Raw genomic sequence first — 17132 nt, forward strand, 5'->3', positions numbered from 1 at the left:
CTCATCCTCCCGAGACGTCGAGTTCGGCCTCGGCGAGGTCGGCGGAGCCGCTCTCGTCGAAGACGCGGGAGTCGAGCCAGCCCTCGGGCAGGTGGGGGCGCTTGGGGCGGGTGGTCCGCCCGCGCGAGCCCTCGGCGGCCTCGCCCGGGTAGGGGGCGTCGTCGAGTTCGGCGAGCAGTGCGTCGAGTTCGGCGAGTGAGGAGACCATGGCCAGCCGGCTGCGCAGGTCGCCGCCGACAGGGTAGCCCTTGAAGTACCACGCGATGTGCTTGCGCAGGTCGCGCACCCCGTAGAACTCCTCGCCGTAGTAGTCGACGAGGTATTCGCCGTGGAGACGGACCGCACGGGCCACCTCGGCGAGTCCGGGACGATGACGATCGGCACTGCCGTTGAGAGCGTTCGCAAGATCGCCGAACAGCCACGGCCGGCCCTGGCATCCGCGGCCGATGACGACCCCGTCGCAGCCGGTCGTGCGCATCATCTCGAGCGCATCCTCGGCGGAGAAGATATCGCCGTTGCCGAGCACGGGAACGGTGTCGCCGAGGTGGTCCTTGAGTCGGGCGATCGAGTCCCAGTCCGCGGTCCCGGAGTAGAGGTCGGCAGTCGTGCGCCCGTGGAGCGCGATCGCGGCGACCCCGGCGTTGCGCGCGGTCTCCCCGGCGTCGAGGTAGGTGTGGTGGTCGGCGTCGATGCCCTTGCGCATCTTCACCGTCAGCGGGATGCCGCCGCGGTCGGCCTCCTCGACGGCGGTCGTGACGATCGCTTCGAAGAGGTCCTTCTTCCACGGCAGGGCCGAGCCGCCGCCCTTGCGGGTGACCTTGGGGACCGGGCAGCCGAAGTTGAGGTCGATGTGGTCGGCGCGGTCCTCGTCGACGAGCATCCGCACGGCCTGCCCGATCGTCACCGGGTCGACGCCGTAGAGCTGCACGGAGCGCGGAGTCTCGTACGGCTCGTGGTGGATGATGCGCATGCTCTTGGGGCTGCGCTCGACGAGCGCGCGGGAGGTGACCATCTCGGTGACGTAGAGCCCTGCCCCGTACTCGCGGCACAGCCGCCGGAACGCGGTGTTCGTGATCCCCGCCATCGGTGCGAGCACGACCGGGGAGGACAGCTCGATGGGACCGATGCGCAGCGGCTTGACGGTCTGGGCGGTGGATTCTGGGCTGGGGCTGATGACACTCACCATGCCATTATCCCAAAGCCTGCCAAATCGAGCATCGTACCCTTGCTCACAGACCCGCAACACCGAGGTGGTGCGGCATATTCCCTGGTCACCGGTCGTCCTCCCCGCGCAGGTCCCGCACGTCCCAGACGGCGTCGAGGCGGAGTTCGGCGGCGAGGCGGTCGTCGTGGGTGACGACGAGCATCGCTCCCCCGTATCCCTCGAGCGCCGAGGTGAGCGCCCGCTGCGAGGACACGTCGAGGTTGTTGCCGGGTTCGTCGAGGATGAGCAGCTGCGGGGCCGGGTCGGAGAGCAGGGTCGCGGCCAGCGCGACACGGAAGCGCTCCCCACCCGAGAGCGTGCCGCACAGCTGCGCGGTCCGCTCGGCGCGCAGGCCCATGGCGGCGAGCACCTCGTGGACGCGGTGCTTCTCAAGCCCGGGGTTCGGCCGGCGCACCGCCTCCATGACGCTGACCTCGGCGGGCAGGCGGTACTGCTGGTCGAGGTGGCCGATCGGCACGGACACCTGCACACTGAGGCCGGGGAAGAGCGCGTCGACAAGGCCACCGCTCCCCGAGCCGCCGCTGCCCAACCGGCCGCGGTCTCCGTGGTCGCTCCCCACGCGACCGGCGGCGCTGCCACCGGTCTGCGCGGTGCCGCGGACGGCGGCGAGGAGAGTCGACTTCCCCGCGCCGTTGGGCCCGGTGAGCCGAATCCGCTCCGGTCCGACGATCTCCCGCGGCCGCTCGAGAGCGCTCGGGCGCACCTCGAGGACGCGCCTGCTCGGATGGACCTCGGTCTCGGGCAGGTGGAGGGTGATCGAGGAGTCCCGGCGCAGGGCGTCCTTCGCGGTCTGCACGGCAGCGGCGGCCGCAGCCTCGTCGGCGGCCTTGTCCCCGCGCCGTTTGGCCGCCGACTTCTGCGCGAAGTCGGTGAGGCCGTTCATGACGATCTTCGGTCGGCGTTTGCTCGCCTTGTCCTTCGCGGCCTTCCGGTCGGCACGCGCCAGGGTGGTCTCGAGGTCGATGCGCTGGCGCTTCTCGATCGCGTGGGCCTTCTTCGCGTCGGTCAGCCGCGCCTGTTTCGCCTCCTCCTCGGCGGCGACCATCTCCTCGTATGCGGTGTAGTTCCCGCCGTAGACGCGCAGCTGGTCGGTCATCTCGACGATCGTCGTCATCGAGTCGAGGAGCTCGCGGTCGTGGGAGATGACGAGGGTGGGCCCGGACCGCCGCGCGAGCAGCTCGGTGAGCAGGGCCCGGCCCGCCGCGTCGAGGTTGTTGCTCGGCTCGTCGAGGATGAGCCATGAGGACCCGACCATCGCCGCGCGGGCGAGACCGATCCGCATCGCCTCCCCGCCGGAGAACGTCGCAGCCTGCCGGTCGAGGTCGTCCGCGGAGAGGGTGAGCCCCACCTCGGCGAGGGCGGACAGGGCCCGCTCCTCGATGTCCCAGTCCTCCCCGATGATGTCGAAGTCGGCTGGTCCGGCCTCGCCGTGCAGCGCGCGATGCAGGCTCGTGCGGATGCCGGCGATGCCGAGGATCGCGTCGACGCGGTCGTCGGTGTGCGGCAGCAGCTGGTCGATGTGGACGGCGCCGGCGGCACCGGTGACGGTCCCCGTGGTGGGGGCGAGCGCGCCGGTGAGAAGCCGGGCGAGAGTGGATTTGCCGATCCCGTTGTCACCGACGAGGCCGGTGAGTCCCAGTGGGATCGTGGCGGTGAGGTGGGTGAGGATCTCGGTATCGTCGCCGAGGCGGTATCCGAGTCCGGACAGGGTGATGGCAGAGGGCATCAGTGATCTCATTTCGTGCACGCGGTGCGGTGCGGGTCCGAATCACCCGCGGGTGCGGAAATGAGGTGTCACTTCATTCTCAGGCGCTGCCTTCACTCGACTGTGGGACCTCACAAGGATGCCCGAGTCGCCTCCGGTGCGTCAAGGTCGCCGAGGCGGTCGACCGGTCCCGGCCGACAGCTGCGGTGAAGACTCGGTGCGACTGAGGACCCGGCTCAGGTGATGATGAGCATGAGCTCTGCCGACCGGTCGCTGGGGTTGGCGAGCTGGTGGGGCACATCGCCAGGGGCCTGTGCGCAGTCGCCGGCGCGCAGGATCGTGCGGCGGTCGATCGTGACGATCTCGACGGTGCCGGCGAGGACGAAGAAGGTCTCCCGGGATCCCGAGCGGTGGGCGGCGAACGGCGAGGTCTCGCTGCGGGGTTCGAGCGAGTAGTGGATGACCTCGATGTTCTCACTCGGCGAGGGCAGGTCGCGGCGCCAGGTGCCGGGACCGTACGTCGCGTGCGGGACGATCGCATCGGCCGGGGTGACGAGCACCTCGGGTTCGGCGAGGAGCTCGCCGACGTCGACGCCGAGCGCGCGGGAGAGCCCCATGGCGTTGGACACCGAGGTGTCCTGCTCACCGCGTTCGATCTTCGACAGTGCGGCGCGGGAGATGCCGGCGCGGATCGCGAGCTCGTTGAGGGTGAGGTTGCTGTATTTGCGGCGAGCCCGGATGCGCGCCCCGAACACCCGCGCCCCGGGATCCTCTGACTTCGCCATGATGACATCCTAATGTAATCTCAGATAGTAGATCTCAATCCATTAAAAGTGATTATGACCGGTCTCCTCGCGTTCGTCCCCATTCTCCTCGCCGTCGCGCTCCTCGCCTTCCGCGCGCCGACGTGGGTCTCCGCGGTGGCCGGACTCGCCGGTGCCGGCCTCTGTGCGGTCCTCGCCTTCCCCACTCCCCTCCCCGTCATCACCCAGGCCGCCGGCGACTACTTCCCCCTCATCGCCGAGGTGGTGCTCATCCTCCTCTTCGGGATGATGCTCGCCGGGATCCTCGAGGCCACGGGCGCGATGCGGACGATCTCCGCGAGTGTCGAGTCGATGGTGCCCAGCCGGTCCCTCGGCGTCGCCCTCGTCGTCTTCGGCCTCGTCCCCTTCGCCGAATCCGTCACGGGCTTCGGCATCGGCGTGACGATCGGTGTGCCGATCCTCCGGCATCTCGGCTGTTCGCTGCGGCATTCGGCGCTCCTCGGGCTCCTCGGTCTCGTCGCGGTCCCGTGGGGTGCGCTCGGACCGGGCACGACGGTGGCGGCGGCGCTCGCCGGCTTCGACGTCGATGCGCTCGGTCTGTCGACGGCCTGGGTGAACGCGATCCCGGTGGCCGTGGTCCTCTGCTCGGTTCTCGTCCTCATGCGTCCCCGCCTCGGCAGCGCACTCGGGATGATCGGTGCCGCCGGTCTGCTGTGGGGCGGAATCCTCCTCGCCAACCGTCTTCTCGGCATGGCGCCGGCCGGCATCATCGGGTCCCTCGTCGTCATCGTCGGCCTCGGCGTGCCCCTGGCGGTCCGCGCCCGCTTCGCCGCAGTCACCGCGGCGCTCGGGCGCGCGGTCCTGCCCTACGGCGTTCTCACCCTCGGCATCCTCGCCGCGCGGGAGCTTCTCGCCGTGTTCCCGTCTCCGCTCATGGAGAGTCTCGCCTCTCCCCCGTTCTGGCTGGCCGTCGCCTGCCTCGTCGCTGCGCTCTCGCGGACCCGCGGGGCGAAGAATGGGCAGAGGGGTGCCGGATCGACGGATAGTCCCAGGGTCGACGAATCGACGGATGAGCGCAGCGACGGTGCGTCATCTCCCCCGCCGCTGCGCCCGGTCATCGTCCGCGCGGTGCGCGCATGGGTGCCGATCGGGGCGGCGACGGCGGCGTTCATGCTCATGGGCTGGGTGATGACGACCTCGGGGATGAGCACGGCGTTCGGGGACCTGCTGCCCACGGGGCTCCTCGTGCTCGCTCCGTGGCTGTCGACGATCGGCGCCGTGCTCACCGGGTCGAACACGGGCAGCAACGCGATGTTCGCGAGCACCCTCGCCGTCGCCGGTGAGGGAACGGCAGCGGGGCCGCTGACCGCCGTCGCCGCAGGCAACGCCGCGGGATCGCTGGCGGCGCTCGCCGCTCCGCCGCGGGTCGCGATGGCCGTCCAGCTCTCCGGCGCCGGGGCCGCCGATGCTCGGGACGGGTCGTGGGTGTTCAGCCGGGCGTTCCTCATCGTCGGCCTCAACACCCTCGCCATCGGCCTCTGGCTCCAGTTCCTCGCGTAAGCGGGGCAACCGCCTCGGCGCCGGCTACCCGGGCCTGCCCGACTGCCACATCACCCCCGCGCCACCCTCAGCCCCACACACCACCCTCAGCCCCACCCACAACCCGAGGCGCCGACAGGCACCCGGAGCTGCGTATCCCCACCGCGGAGCGCCGAAAACTACCCGTGCACGGGTGGTCATTATGGCTCAAGGGGCCGGTCGACTCCGCCGCTCGAGGTGCCGGTCGACGTTGAGGTGCCTGTCGGCAGCGAGGGATCGCGTGCGGGCATCGATGACCAGTGCACAGCTCTCCGCCGAGGTGGTCCGCCGGTCCCTCGCCGAGGTGGTCCGGCAGATCGTCGACCTCGCCGGTCCGATGCCCCCGCGGGATCGGCCGCCTCGGCGCTCCGGCACTGAACCGTCAGAGGAGCCCTGACCGATCAGGTGCGGCACTCACCCATCAGGTGCGCCTCGGACCGATCAGAGGCGCAGCTGACCGATCAGAGGCGGATGAGCTCGCGCGGGAACGCGGTGAACGTGTCAGCACCGGAGTCGGTGATGAGGATCGATTCGGAGAGCTCGTAGCCGTAGCCGTTCATCCACATGCCGCAGATGAGGTGGAAGGCCATCCCCGCTTCGAGGATCTGATCGTCCTCGGTGCGGATCGAGATCGTCCGCTCGCCCCAGTCCGGCGGGTAGCCGATGCCGATCGAATAGCCGAGGCGGCTCGGCTTCTCGAGTCCGTGCAGAGCCAGCGACCGATTCCAGGTCCGTGCGAGTTCCGCGGTGGGCACCCCGGGTCGGGCGACATCGAGGACGGCTGCCAGCGCCTCGGCGACGACCCCCTCGAGACGGACGAGCTCCTGCTTCGGACGGCCGACGACCGCTGTCCGGGCGAGCGGGACATGGTAGCGGCGGTGGACTCCGGCGAGCTCGATGCTCACGGACTCATCCGTTGCGAACACTCTGTCGGTCCACGTCAGGTGCGGGGTGTCGGCGCTCTCTCCGGTGGGCATGAGGGGCACGATCGCCGGGTAGTCACCCCAGGCGGCATCGTTGCCGCGGATCTGCGCGGCGGCGATCGCGGCGGCGACCTCGTGCTGGCCCACGCCCTCGGCGATCGACTCGAGGGCCGCGGTCATCGCCGCGGTCGTCACCTCGGCGGCCCGGTGCATGAGCGCGAGTTCGGCCGGGGATTTGATCGCCCGGATCCAGTTGACGAGTTCGAACGAATCGACGAGGCGCCATTCGGGGACCCCGTTGACGAGTGCGCGGAAGGCCCGCGGGGAGAAGAAGTGCGAGTCCATCTCGACGCCGACGGGCGAGGTGGAAGCGCGGGCGACCTCCCACCGCTGGCGCAGGGCGAAGGCGACCCAGTCGAAGGGGTGGATGTGCGGACGCTGCACATAGCGCTCGGGGTAGCCGACGATGTCCTCCGGCGGCAGCCACGAGGTGTGCGTGGCCCCACGGGCGTCCATATCGCGCATGAAGAGCGTGAGCGGACCCGAGGAGGGGACGAAGAGCAGCTGCGGAGTGTAGAACGACCACGCGTTGTAGCCGGTGAGGTAGTAGATGTTCGCCGGATCGGTGACGATGAGCGCCGACAGGCCCTGGTCGCTCATCCGCCCGCGCACCGCTGCGATGCGAGCGAGGTACTCCTCGGGGGCGAACCCGAGATGCTTCGCACCGATCGTGTCGACCTCTCCGGGATAGGGCTGCGGACGCGACCGGACCTCGGCCCCCGCACCTCCCTGCTCGGCGCCCGGACGCATCCCCTGCACATCGGCGCGCCGGTCGGCGCGACCGGAGAACAGCTCACCCTCATTCATGCGCCCAGTCTGGTGATCCGCCTCACACGGTGTCAATGAGGCGCGCGCGGACCGGCACCGAGGCGGCCGGTGCCCGGTCCCGCCGGCACCCGAGCACGAGCCAGCCCGTCACCACGCCCGCCTGCTTCCCGTTCATGACGGATACAGAATGAAAGTTCAAGAAAATCAACTGAATCCGCAAACAGGACTACGCATTCCGACTGAATCGATGGTAGGTTGGTCTGAGACTCACATCACGGAGGTGAAGAATGACCCACTCGCTGCCGAGCGTCAGCAGTCACCGCCTGGGCAACCTCGACGAGAAGTCCAAGGCGATCATCGTCGAACTCCAGCACGACGGACGCAAGTCCTACTCTGCCATCGGCAAGTCCGTCGGACTCTCCGAGGCGGCCGTGCGGCAGCGGGTGTCACGGCTCATCGAATCCGGCGTGATGGAGATCGTGGCCGTGACCGACCCGCTCAGTCTCGGCTTCGCCCGACAGGCCATGGTGGGCGTGAAGGTCCGCGGGGACATCTCGAAGGTCGCCGACAGGCTGCACGGGTATGACGAGATCGACTATCTCGTCGTCACCGCGGGGTCGTTCGACCTCCTTGTGGAGATCGTCTGCGAATCGGACCGACACCTCATCGATTTCGTCAACCGAGAACTCCGGTCGATCGACGCCGTCGTCGACACGGAGCTCTTCATGTACCTCTCACTCGAAAAGCAAAAATACAATTGGGGGACACGATGACAGACAATGTCACCAGAGCCGGCACTCCGTATCAGGAAGCCGTGCGCAACAACGTGTGGATGCACATGGCACCGCACCAGGCCCTGTTCAACGGCGGACAGGCACCGATCATCACCCGCGGCGAAGGCCACCACATCTTCGACGACAAGGGCAAGAAGTACCTCGACGGCCTCGCCGGTCTCTTCACCGTCCAGGTCGGGCACGGTCGTGAGGAGATCGCCAAGGCGATGTACGACCAGACGATGCAGCTGCCCTTCATGCCGCTGTGGTCGTTCGCGCACCCGCAGGCCATCGAGCTCTCCGAGCGTCTCGCGAGCTACGCCCCCGGCGACCTCAACCGCGTGTTCCTCACCTCCGGCGGCGGCGACTCCGTCGAATCGGCGATGAAGCTCGCGAAGAACTACTTCAAGCTCACCGGCAAGCCCGGCAAGCACAAGATCATCTCCCGTGCCACCGCCTACCACGGCACCCCGCACGGCGCGCTGTCGGTGACGTCCCTGCCGGGCCTGCGCGAGCAGTTCGCCCCGCTCGTCCCCGGTGCCCACAAGGTCCCGAACACGAACTTCTACCGTGCGCCCGAGCCGTACGCGCACGATGAGAAGGCCTTCGGCCGCTGGGCGGCCGACCGCATCGCCGAGGCGATCGAGTTCGAAGGCGCCGACTCCGTGGCAGCCGTCTTCCTCGAGCCCGTGCAGAACTCCGGTGGCTGCTTCCCGCCGCCTCCCGGATACTTCGAGCGGGTGCGCGAGATCTGCGACGAGAACGACGTCCTCCTCGTCTCCGACGAGACGATCTGCGCCTACGGCCGCATCGGCGACATGTTCGCGTGCAACGACTTCGGCTACGTCCCCGACATCATCACCTCGGCGAAGGGCATCACCTCCGGGTACGCCCCGCTCGGTGCGATGATCGCCTCGGACCGTCTCTTCGAGCCCTTCGGCCCCGACGGCGACGCGACGTTCTACCACGGCTACACCTTCGGCGGACACCCCGTCGCCTGTGCCGCCGCGATGGCGAACTTCGACGTGTTCGAGAAGGAGAAGCTCAACGACCACGTGCACGAGAACGCCGGTGCGTTCAAGTTCACGCTCGAGAAGCTCAAGGACCTCCCGATCGTCGGCGACGTCCGCGGTGAGGGCTTCTTCTACGGCATCGAACTCGTCAAGGACAAGGACACGAAGGAGTCCTTCACCGAAGAGGAGTCCGAGCGCATCCTCAAGAACTTCGTCTCGGCGAAGATGTACGAGAACGGCCTCTACTGCCGTGCCGACGACCGCGGCGACCCGGTCATCCAGCTCTCGCCCCCGCTGACCGTCGGTCAGAAGGAGTTCGACGAGATGGAATCGATCATCCGCAGCGTCCTCAAGGAAGCGTGGACGATGTTCTGATCGCCCACCTCGGCGCGTGACGCAGCGACAGCGGCCCCGACACCATGACCAGGTGTCGGGGCCGCTGTCGCTGCCGGTGGGGCGGGTGAGATCATCGATCGCCGAGGCGGACGGGCAGGGGCCTGGGACCGTGCCCGTCCGCTGACGCTGAAGTCTCAGTCGCCGTTGGGTCTCAGACGCCGATGGGTCTCAGACGCCGAGGTGCTCAGCGAGGTAGGCCTCGACCTGGTCGAGGCTCACGCGCTCCTGGCTCATGTCGTCGCGTTTGCGGATCGTCACCGCGCCGTCGTCGAGGGAGTCGAAGTCGTACGTGATGCACAGGGGCGTGCCGATCTCGTCCTGGCGACGGTAGCGGCGGCCGATGGCCCCGGCGTCGTCGAAGTCGATGTTCCAGCGCTTGCGCAGCTGTGCGGCGAGCTCCTTGGCCTGCGGGGTGAGCTTCTCGTTGCGGCTCAGCGGCAGCACCGCCGCCTTGACCGGGGCCAGGCGCGGGTCGAGGCGGAGGACGATGCGGGTGTCCGTGCCGCCCTTCGTGTTCGGCGCCTCGTCCTCGGTGTAGGCGTCGACGAGGAACGCCATCATCGACCGGGTGAGACCGAACGCGGGTTCGATGACGTACGGGGTGTAGCGCTCCCCGCTGGCCTGATCGAAGTACTGCAGCTTCGCGCCCGAGGCCTCGGAATGGGTGCCGAGGTCGTAGTCGGTGCGGTTGGCCACGCCCATGAGCTCGCCCCATTCCGACCCCTGGAAGCCGAAGCGGTACTCGATGTCGATCGTGCCCGCCGAGTAGTGGGCGCGCTCGTCCTCGGGGACGTCGAACCGGCGCATGTTCGCCTCGTCGATGCCGAGCCCGATGAACCAGTTCCAGCAGTCCTCGACCCAGGTGGAGAAGAACGAGTCGGCCTCGTCGGGGTGGACGAAGTACTCGAGTTCCATCTGCTCGAACTCGCGGGTGCGGAAGATGAAGTTGCCGGGCGTGATCTCGTTGCGGAAGGACTTGCCGATCTGGCCGATGCCGAACGGCGGCTTCTTCCGGGCAGCGGTGACGACGTTGTTGAAGTTGACGAAGATGCCCTGCGCGGTCTCCGGGCGCAGGTAGTGGAGGCCCGCCTCGGACTCGACGGGACCGAGGTAGGTCTTGACGAGCCCGGAGAACTGCTGCGGCTCGGTCCACTGACCGCGGGTGCCGCAGTCGGGGCAGACGATGTCGGCCATGCCGTTGGCCGGTGCCTTGCCGTGTTTGGCCTCGTAGGCCTCGACGAGGTGGTCCTCCCGGTGCCGGTGGTGGCAGTGGAGGCATTCGACGAGGGGGTCGACGAAGGTCTCGACGTGGCCCGAGGCCTCCCACACGCGCTTGGGCAGGATGATCGAGGAGTCGAGGCCGACGACGTCCTCACGTCCGCGGACGAAGGTCTGCCACCACTGCGACTTGATGTTGTCCTTGAGTTCGACACCGAGCGGACCGTAGTCCCATGACGACCGGGTACCGCCGTAGATCTCTCCGGCTTGGAAGACGAAGCCCCGGCGCTTGGCGAGGGCGATGACGGCATCCAGCTTGGACTGTGCCACGATTGACTCTCCTTGGTCTCCTTGCCGCCGACGGCCGGCTGCCGTGGCGCACGACTCCCCAGCCTATCGGTTCGCGCCCCGCCGCGGACACAGGCCGCTGGCGATGGAACTCACACTTTCTCTGCCCACTGGGGACCGCCTCGGCGCGGGACGGCAAGGTAGACTGGGGGCACACCCAAACCTATCTTCCGTACCGACGGCTGTGCATCGGCACAAGCCCTGGAGAATGACGCGTACGGTTCCGGCCCGGATTGCCAGACATGATCGCACAAGCGGCCGCAGGGTAGATCGCCACTTCAGTCATCTGCGATCAAGTGTGTGCCGCAAGTGAGAGTGAGACCTCATGTCCGAACAGTCCGCCGAATCCACCCCGACCTTCTCCGAACTCGGCCTCCACCCGGAGGTGCTGCGCGCCGTCGATGCGCTCGGCTACGAGTCCCCCTCCCCCATCCAGGCCGCGACCATCCCCGCCCTCGTCGACGGCCGCGACGTCATCGGCCTCGCCCAGACCGGAACGGGCAAGACCGCGGCGTTCGCGCTGCCGGTCCTCTCCCACCTCGCCGAGGCGGGGCGCGCCGAGGACGGCCCGTTCGCCCTCGTGCTCACCCCCACCCGTGAGCTCGCGCTCCAGGTCGCCGAGGCGTTCACCTCGTATGCGACGAACCTCGACGACTTCTCCGTGCTCCCGATCTACGGCGGGCAGTCCTACGGCCCCCAGCTGGCCGGGCTCAAGCGCGGTGCGCAGGTCGTCGTCGGCACGCCCGGGCGCGTCATCGACCACCTCAAGCGGGGTTCCCTCAAGCTCCAGAACCTCCAGCACCTCGTGCTCGACGAGGCCGATGAGATGCTCAAGATGGGCTTCGCCGAGGACATCGAGGAGATCTTCAACGCCACCGGCGACTCCCGCCAGGTCGCCCTCTTCTCCGCGACGATGCCGACCTCGATCCACCGCCTCACCGGCAAGTACCTCAACGATCCCGAAGAAGTCAGGGTCGCGGCGAAGTCGCAGACCGGGTCGAACATCCGCCAGCGCTACCTCATGGTCCAGCACTCCCACAAGCTCGACGCCCTCACCCGGATCCTCGAGGTCGAGGAGTACGACGGCATCATCATGTTCGTGCGCACGAAGCAGGCCACCGAGGAGCTCGCGGAGAAGCTGCGGGCCCGCGGGTTCAAGGCCTCGGCGATCAACGGCGACATCCCGCAACAGGCGCGTGAGCGCACCGTCGAGATGCTGCGCGAGGGCAAGATCGACATCCTCGTCGCCACCGACGTCGCCGCGCGCGGTCTCGACGTCGAGCGCATCTCGCTCGTCGTCAACTACGACATCCCGCACGACACGGAGTCCTACGTCCACCGCATCGGCCGCACCGGTCGTGCCGGCCGCTCCGGCGAGGCGATCCTCTTCATCACCCCGCGTGAGCAGCGTCTGCTCGGTTCGATCGAGCGCGCGACGAAGCAGAAGGTCGAACCGCTGACGCTGCCAAGCGTCGAGGAGCTGACGAACACGCGCGTCGAGAAGTTCACCAAGCGCATCGACGACGCCCTGGCGACGACCGAGCTCAGCGAGCTCGCGACCGTCATCGAGCAGTACGAGCTCAGCCGCAACGTGCCGGCCACGGACATCGCGGCCGCGCTGGCCGCGCTCCTCCTCGAGTCGAACTCGCTCAAGGCCGAGCCGATGCCCGAGCCCACCCGCGGCAAGCAGGGCCGTGACCGCGATCGCGACGGCAAGCCCGGCCGGGAGCGCGGGGCGCGCAGCCGCGAGGGCATGGTCACCTACCGTCTCGCAGTCGGGCGCAACGAGCGCGTGCAGCCGGGGTCGATCGTCGGTGCGATCGCGAACGAGGGCGGCATCACCTCGAAGCAGATCGGCCACATCGACATCCGGTCGAACCACACGCTCGTCGACCTGCCGCAGGATCTCGATCCGGGCGTGCTCAAGAAGCTCGCGCACACCGAGATCCAGGGTCGGCCGATCGACATCCGTCCCGATTCGGGTCGTCCGGGCCGCCCGTTCAAGAAGCGCAACTTCGACAAGCAGCCCGGCGACAACCGCAACTTCCGCGGCGACCGTCGTGGCGGCGGCAAGAAGTTCGGCGGGCGTGACCGCGATCGTTCGCGCGACCGCTACTGAGATTCGACCTCGAAGGGCCCGCAGCAACTGTGCTGCGGGCCCTTCGGGCATTCTGGAGGCGATTGCCTCGTCGACCGTCCGTTCGACATTCCGGCCCAACCGCCGTCCGTCCGACGCTCCGGCCCGAACGCCGTCCTCGCACTATCGGTTGCAGCACAGGTGAGTTTCGGGGGCTCAGTTCGTGAACAGGGCCCTCGACACCAGGGTGAGCCCGAACGGCCGGCCGGCAGCGAGCACCGGCCCGAGTCGACTCCCAGCACCGTCCCGACCGGGTTTGCGCCAGTCTGATCCGAGATGGCCAATGCAGGAACTGGCCATCTCGGCTCGAACTGGCGCAAAACGCAGAACCGCTGGTCTATGACGCGCCGGGTGCCTCGTAGCACCTCGGCCCGAACGCCGTCCGCGCACTATTGGTTGCGGCTCAGGTGAGTTTCGAGGGCTCAGCTCGTAAACAGAGCCGTGGAAACCAGGGTGAGCCCGAAACGTCGGCCGGCAGCGAGCACCTGCCCGAGTCGACTGTTCGAGTCCCCACAACGCCCTCCAAGCAGGATACGCCCCGCCCTCAGGCTCCCGCGGCCCCTCCTGGGCGGTCGATGGCGCCGCCGAAGCGCCGGTCGCGTCGTGCGTACTCCTCGATCGCCGTCCACAGGGTGCGCCGGTCGACATCAGGCCAGAGCACGTCCTGGAACACCATCTCGGCGTAGGCGGACTGCCAGAGGAGGAAGTTCGAGGTCCGCTGCTCCCCCGACGACCGGACGAAGAGGTCGACGTCGGGCACCTGCGGCGCGTAGAGCCGGGCGCGCAGGGTCTTCTCGCTCACCTTGCCGGGCTTGAGCCGGCCGGCGGCCACCTCGGCGGTGATCTCGTTGACGGCGTCGACGATCTCCGAGCGTCCGCCGTAATTCACGCAGAACTGGAGGGTCAGGCCCGTGTTGTGCTTCGTCATCTCGGCGGCGGTCTCGAGTTCGTCGATGACCGAGCGCCACAGACGCCCCCGCCGCCCCGACCACACGATGCGCACGCCCAGGGCGTTGAGCTCGTCCCGGCGCCGGCGGATGACATCGCGGTTGAAGCCCATGAGGAAGCGCACCTCCTCGGGTGAGCGCTTCCAGTTCTCCGTCGAGAACGCGTACGCCGACAGGTAGTCGACGCCGATCTCGATGGCGCCGTGGATGACGTCGAGGAGGGACGCCTCGCCGGCCTTGTGTCCCTCGGTCCGCGGCAGTCCGCGCTCGTTGGCCCAACGGCCGTTGCCGTCCATGACGACGGCGACGTGGCGGGGAACGAACTTCTCGTCGAGGCGCGGCGGCGTCGCCCCGCTCGGATGGGCGGGTGGGGCGGGATAGCTCACGTGCGCTCCAGGACTCTCAAGGATCGGATGTTGCGTTCGAGGTGCCACGACACCCAGTCGGAGACGAGCTTCGACCCGTCCATCTGGTCGTGGAGGTCTGAGGCCTCGGCGTGCGCCCAGTCCCCGGTGAGGAGGGCCGCGAGGTGGTCGAGGGCGTCGGTGTCGGGCAGCGCGGCACCGCTGGGCCGGCAGCCCGAGCAGACGGCCCCGCCGAGGGCCGCGGAGAACGCCCGGTGCGGTCCGGGCGCCCCGCACTGGGCGCAGTCGGCGAGGCTCGGGGCCCACCCGGCCACCGACATCGCCCGCAGCAGGTAGGCGTCGAGGGCCAGGCGCGGCGGGTGCTCGCCCTTGCACAGGGAGCGGATCGCTGCGACGAGGAGGAGGAACTGCGCCCGGGAGACGGGTTCGGCTTCCGTGATCCTGCTCGCCGTCTCCGCCATCACCGAGGCGGCCGAATAGGCATCGTAGTCCGCGCCGATGCCGCGGGCGAAGGGTTCGATGAGCTCGACCTGGGTGACGATGTCGAGGTTGCGCCCGACGTGGCATTGGACGTCGATGAGCATGAACGGCTCGAGGCGGGAGCCGAACCGGGACTTCGTGCGCCGCACCCCCTTGGCCACCGCGCGGACGAGTCCGTGGCTGCGGGTGAGCACGGTGACGATGCGGTCGGCTTCACCGAGCTTGTGGCCCGAGAGGACGATGCCCTCATCACGATAGTTGTGCACCGCACCATTATCGCAGAGCGCACCGTCAACCGCGCCGAGGCGGCCCGTGTCGCCCGCACTCCCGTGCCCGAGGCGGCCCGTGTCGCCCGTACTCCCGTGCCCGAGGCGGCCCGGCCGAATGCGAGGGGCACAGCCCACCACGCCCCACCGACCGGCCTGACCAGCCGGTCGACTGACGGTCAGTCGACCGGCTGACGGTCAGCAGATCGGCGAGAGGGTCAGCGGTCGGACTCGGCGTCGCGCGCGGCGCGGTTGACCGCGGAGATGACGGCCTTGAGCGAGGCCTTTGTGATGTTCGGGTGGAGACCTGCGCCCCAGCGCACCCGGTCCTCGATGGCGAGTTCGACGTAGGCGGCGGCCATCGTGTCCGCGCCCGAGCCGATCGCGTGCTCCGTGTAGTCCTGGAGACGCATGTCGATGTCGAAGTTGTCGTTGAGGACGCGGACGAGGGCGTCGATCGGGCCCTTGCCGCGGCCTTCGTAGGTCCGCTCCTGACCGTCCACGATGAGGTCGACCTCGATGCGCTCGGAGGCGCTCGTGTCGTCGACGGCGCCGGATTCGGTGCGCAGGCCCACGATCTGGAAGCGACCCCACGTGGCGTCGGGGTCGTCGCTCGGCAGGTACTCGTGGTTGAAGATGCGGCGGATCTCCTCGGCGGTGACCTCACCGCCGGCCTCAGTGTGCTGCTGGACGGCCTTGGAGAACTCCACCTGCATGCGGCGCGGCAGATCGAGACCGTACTCGCTCTTGAGCAGGTACGTCACTCCGCCCTTTCCCGACTGCGAGTTGACGCGGATGATCGCCTCGTACGAGCGTCCCAGGTCCTTCGGGTCGACGGGCAGGTAGGGCATGTCCCATTCCATGAGGTCGACGGGCACGCCGTCGGCCTTGGCGTTGCGCTCCCGGTCGGCGAAGGCCTTGTTGATCGCATCCTGATGCGACCCGGAAAACGAGGTGAACACGAGGTCACCGCCGTAGGGGTGACGCTCGTGGACGCCGATCTGGTTGCACTCGGTGACGGTGTGGATGACCTCGTCGATGTCGGAGAAGTCGAGTTCGGGGTCGACGCCCTGGGTGTAGAGGTTGAGGGCGACGGTGACGAGGTCGAGATTGCCGGTGCGCTCACCGTTGCCGAAGAGGCAGCCCTCGATCCGGTCGGCCCCGGCCATGATGCCGAGTTCGGCGGCCGCGACGCCGGTGCCGCGGTCGTTGTGCGGGTGGAGGGAGACGGCCACCTCGTCGCGGTAGGGCATGTTGCGGCAGAACCATTCGATCTGGTCCGCGTACGTGTTCGGGGTGCCGCGCTCGACGGTGGCGGGGAGGTTGACGACGGTTTCGCGACCCGCGCCGGGCTGCCACATGTCGAGGACGCTGCCGACGATGTCGAGGGCGAACTCCGGTTCGGTGTCGACGAAGATCTCCGGCGAGTACTGGTACCCGAAGTCCGAGCCGGACAGCAGCGTCTCGGCGTGCTTCATCACCGCCTGCGTGCCCTGCAGGGCGATGTCGCGGGTCTGGTCGAAGCCGTCGCCGTCGAACCCGAAGACGACCTTGCGGAAGACGGGGGCTGTCGCGTTGTAGAGGTGGACGGTCGGCATCTTCGCCCCGACGAGGGACTCGACGGTCCGCTCGATGAGATCCTCACGGGCCTGCGTGAGCACGGAGATGCGCACGTCGTCGGGGATCGCGTCGTCCTCGATGATCGAGCGCACGAAGTCGAAGTCGACCTGGCTGGCGGCGGGGAAGCCCACCTCGATCTCCTTGAAGCCGAGCTTGACGAGGAGATCGAACATCCGCCGCTTGCGGTCGGGGGTCATCGGGTCGATGAGCGCCTGGTTGCCGTCGCGCAGGTCGGTGCTCAGCCAGCGCGGGGCCTTCCGGATGACCTGGTCAGGCCAGGTGCGATCGTGCATGTCGAGCACGATCCGATCCTGGAACGACTTGTACTTCGTGAATGGCATGGGGGTCGGCTGCTGCAGGTTCATCATTCCTCATCATCTGTCGTCGGGGTTTACAGCATGAGAGCCTCCGCGACGAGGGCGCTGTCCGAATCAGGACTCGTCGCGGCACGGAAGGAGGAGGAACCTGTGAGCCACGCCTCCACCGTAGACCGTGATGAGCCGCAGGCGGACACGTTGTCCACATCTCAAGACAGGGACCCGGCGG

The 17132-nt window shown here is 68.5% G+C and carries 14 protein-coding genes; 6 read left to right on the plus strand and 8 right to left on the minus strand.

From position 1 onward, the window contains the following. Position 1: 1 nt before the first annotated feature. The 3 genes from dusB to ACFQ91_RS10590 form a co-directional block, all read right to left on the minus strand. Complete coding sequence (gene dusB, locus ACFQ91_RS10580; protein ID WP_198498944.1) at positions 2-1186, minus strand: tRNA dihydrouridine synthase DusB; 1185 nt, start codon at positions 1184-1186, stop codon at positions 2-4. Between the two features lie 85 nt (positions 1187-1271). Further along, entirely contained in the window at positions 1272-2951 is a 1680-nt protein-coding gene (locus ACFQ91_RS10585; protein ID WP_198498945.1) for an ATP-binding cassette domain-containing protein, read from the minus strand. Between the two features lie 215 nt (positions 2952-3166). Then, positions 3167-3715 carry an XRE family transcriptional regulator gene (locus tag ACFQ91_RS10590; protein ID WP_198498946.1) on the minus strand — a complete coding sequence of 183 codons (549 nt, stop codon included), beginning with the start codon at positions 3713-3715 and terminating at the stop codon, positions 3167-3169. 54 nt (positions 3716-3769) lie between these two features. On the opposite strand from ACFQ91_RS10590, the gene ACFQ91_RS10595 reads away from it, so the two are divergent. Beyond that, positions 3770-5254: an L-lactate permease gene (locus ACFQ91_RS10595; protein WP_376873065.1), complete on the plus strand. Its 1485-nt coding sequence runs from the start codon at positions 3770-3772 to the stop codon at positions 5252-5254. Between the two features lie 271 nt (positions 5255-5525). Further along, positions 5526-5669, plus strand: coding sequence for a hypothetical protein (locus ACFQ91_RS10600; RefSeq protein ID WP_198498948.1), 144 nt, complete (start codon positions 5526-5528; stop codon positions 5667-5669). 64 nt (positions 5670-5733) lie between these two features. On the opposite strand, the gene ACFQ91_RS10605 is transcribed toward ACFQ91_RS10600, so the two are convergent. Beyond that, a complete protein-coding gene (locus ACFQ91_RS10605) occupies positions 5734-7062 on the minus strand; it encodes a M24 family metallopeptidase (protein WP_198498949.1) in 1329 nt (442 codons plus the stop codon). A 248-nt stretch (positions 7063-7310) separates the two neighbouring features. On the opposite strand from ACFQ91_RS10605, the gene ACFQ91_RS10610 reads away from it, so the two are divergent. Beyond that, positions 7311-7796: an Lrp/AsnC family transcriptional regulator gene (locus ACFQ91_RS10610; RefSeq protein ID WP_137827067.1), complete on the plus strand. Its 486-nt coding sequence runs from the start codon at positions 7311-7313 to the stop codon at positions 7794-7796. Then, positions 7793-9184: an aspartate aminotransferase family protein gene (locus ACFQ91_RS10615; protein WP_198498950.1), complete on the plus strand. Its 1392-nt coding sequence runs from the start codon at positions 7793-7795 to the stop codon at positions 9182-9184. Before ACFQ91_RS10610 ends, ACFQ91_RS10615 begins: the two co-directional genes overlap by 4 nt. 189 nt (positions 9185-9373) lie before the next feature. Here ACFQ91_RS10615 and ACFQ91_RS10620 read toward each other — a convergent pair whose 3' ends face one another. Then, entirely contained in the window at positions 9374-10756 is a 1383-nt protein-coding gene (locus ACFQ91_RS10620; RefSeq protein WP_198500985.1) for a glycine--tRNA ligase, read from the minus strand. A gap of 340 nt (positions 10757-11096) precedes the next feature. On the opposite strand from ACFQ91_RS10620, the gene ACFQ91_RS10625 reads away from it, so the two are divergent. Continuing rightward, positions 11097-12890: a DEAD/DEAH box helicase gene (locus ACFQ91_RS10625; protein ID WP_198498951.1), complete on the plus strand. Its 1794-nt coding sequence runs from the start codon at positions 11097-11099 to the stop codon at positions 12888-12890. A 562-nt stretch (positions 12891-13452) separates the two neighbouring features. Here ACFQ91_RS10625 and ACFQ91_RS10630 read toward each other — a convergent pair. Then, a complete protein-coding gene (locus ACFQ91_RS10630) occupies positions 13453-14241 on the minus strand; it encodes an isoprenyl transferase (RefSeq protein ID WP_198498952.1) in 789 nt (262 codons plus the stop codon). Further along, a complete protein-coding gene (gene recO / locus ACFQ91_RS10635) occupies positions 14238-14966 on the minus strand; it encodes a DNA repair protein RecO (protein WP_198498953.1) in 729 nt (242 codons plus the stop codon). The genes ACFQ91_RS10630 and recO overlap by 4 nt, the downstream gene beginning before the upstream one ends. Here recO and ACFQ91_RS10640 point away from each other — a divergent pair. Continuing rightward, positions 14961-15161 (plus strand): hypothetical protein, encoded by a 201-nt coding sequence (locus ACFQ91_RS10640; RefSeq protein ID WP_198498954.1) that lies wholly within the window; start codon positions 14961-14963, stop codon positions 15159-15161. The genes recO and ACFQ91_RS10640 overlap by 6 nt on opposite strands. A 23-nt stretch (positions 15162-15184) precedes the next feature. Here ACFQ91_RS10640 and leuA read toward each other — a convergent pair whose 3' ends face one another. After that, positions 15185-16954 carry a 2-isopropylmalate synthase gene (leuA, locus tag ACFQ91_RS10645; protein ID WP_198498955.1) on the minus strand — a complete coding sequence of 590 codons (1770 nt, stop codon included), beginning with the start codon at positions 16952-16954 and terminating at the stop codon, positions 15185-15187. Positions 16955-17132: the final 178 nt, after the last annotated feature.

It is taken from the genome of Brevibacterium sp. NPDC056726 (assembly GCF_042790515.1).
Classification (GTDB): Bacteria; Actinomycetota; Actinomycetes; order Actinomycetales; family Brevibacteriaceae; genus Brevibacterium; species Brevibacterium sanguinis.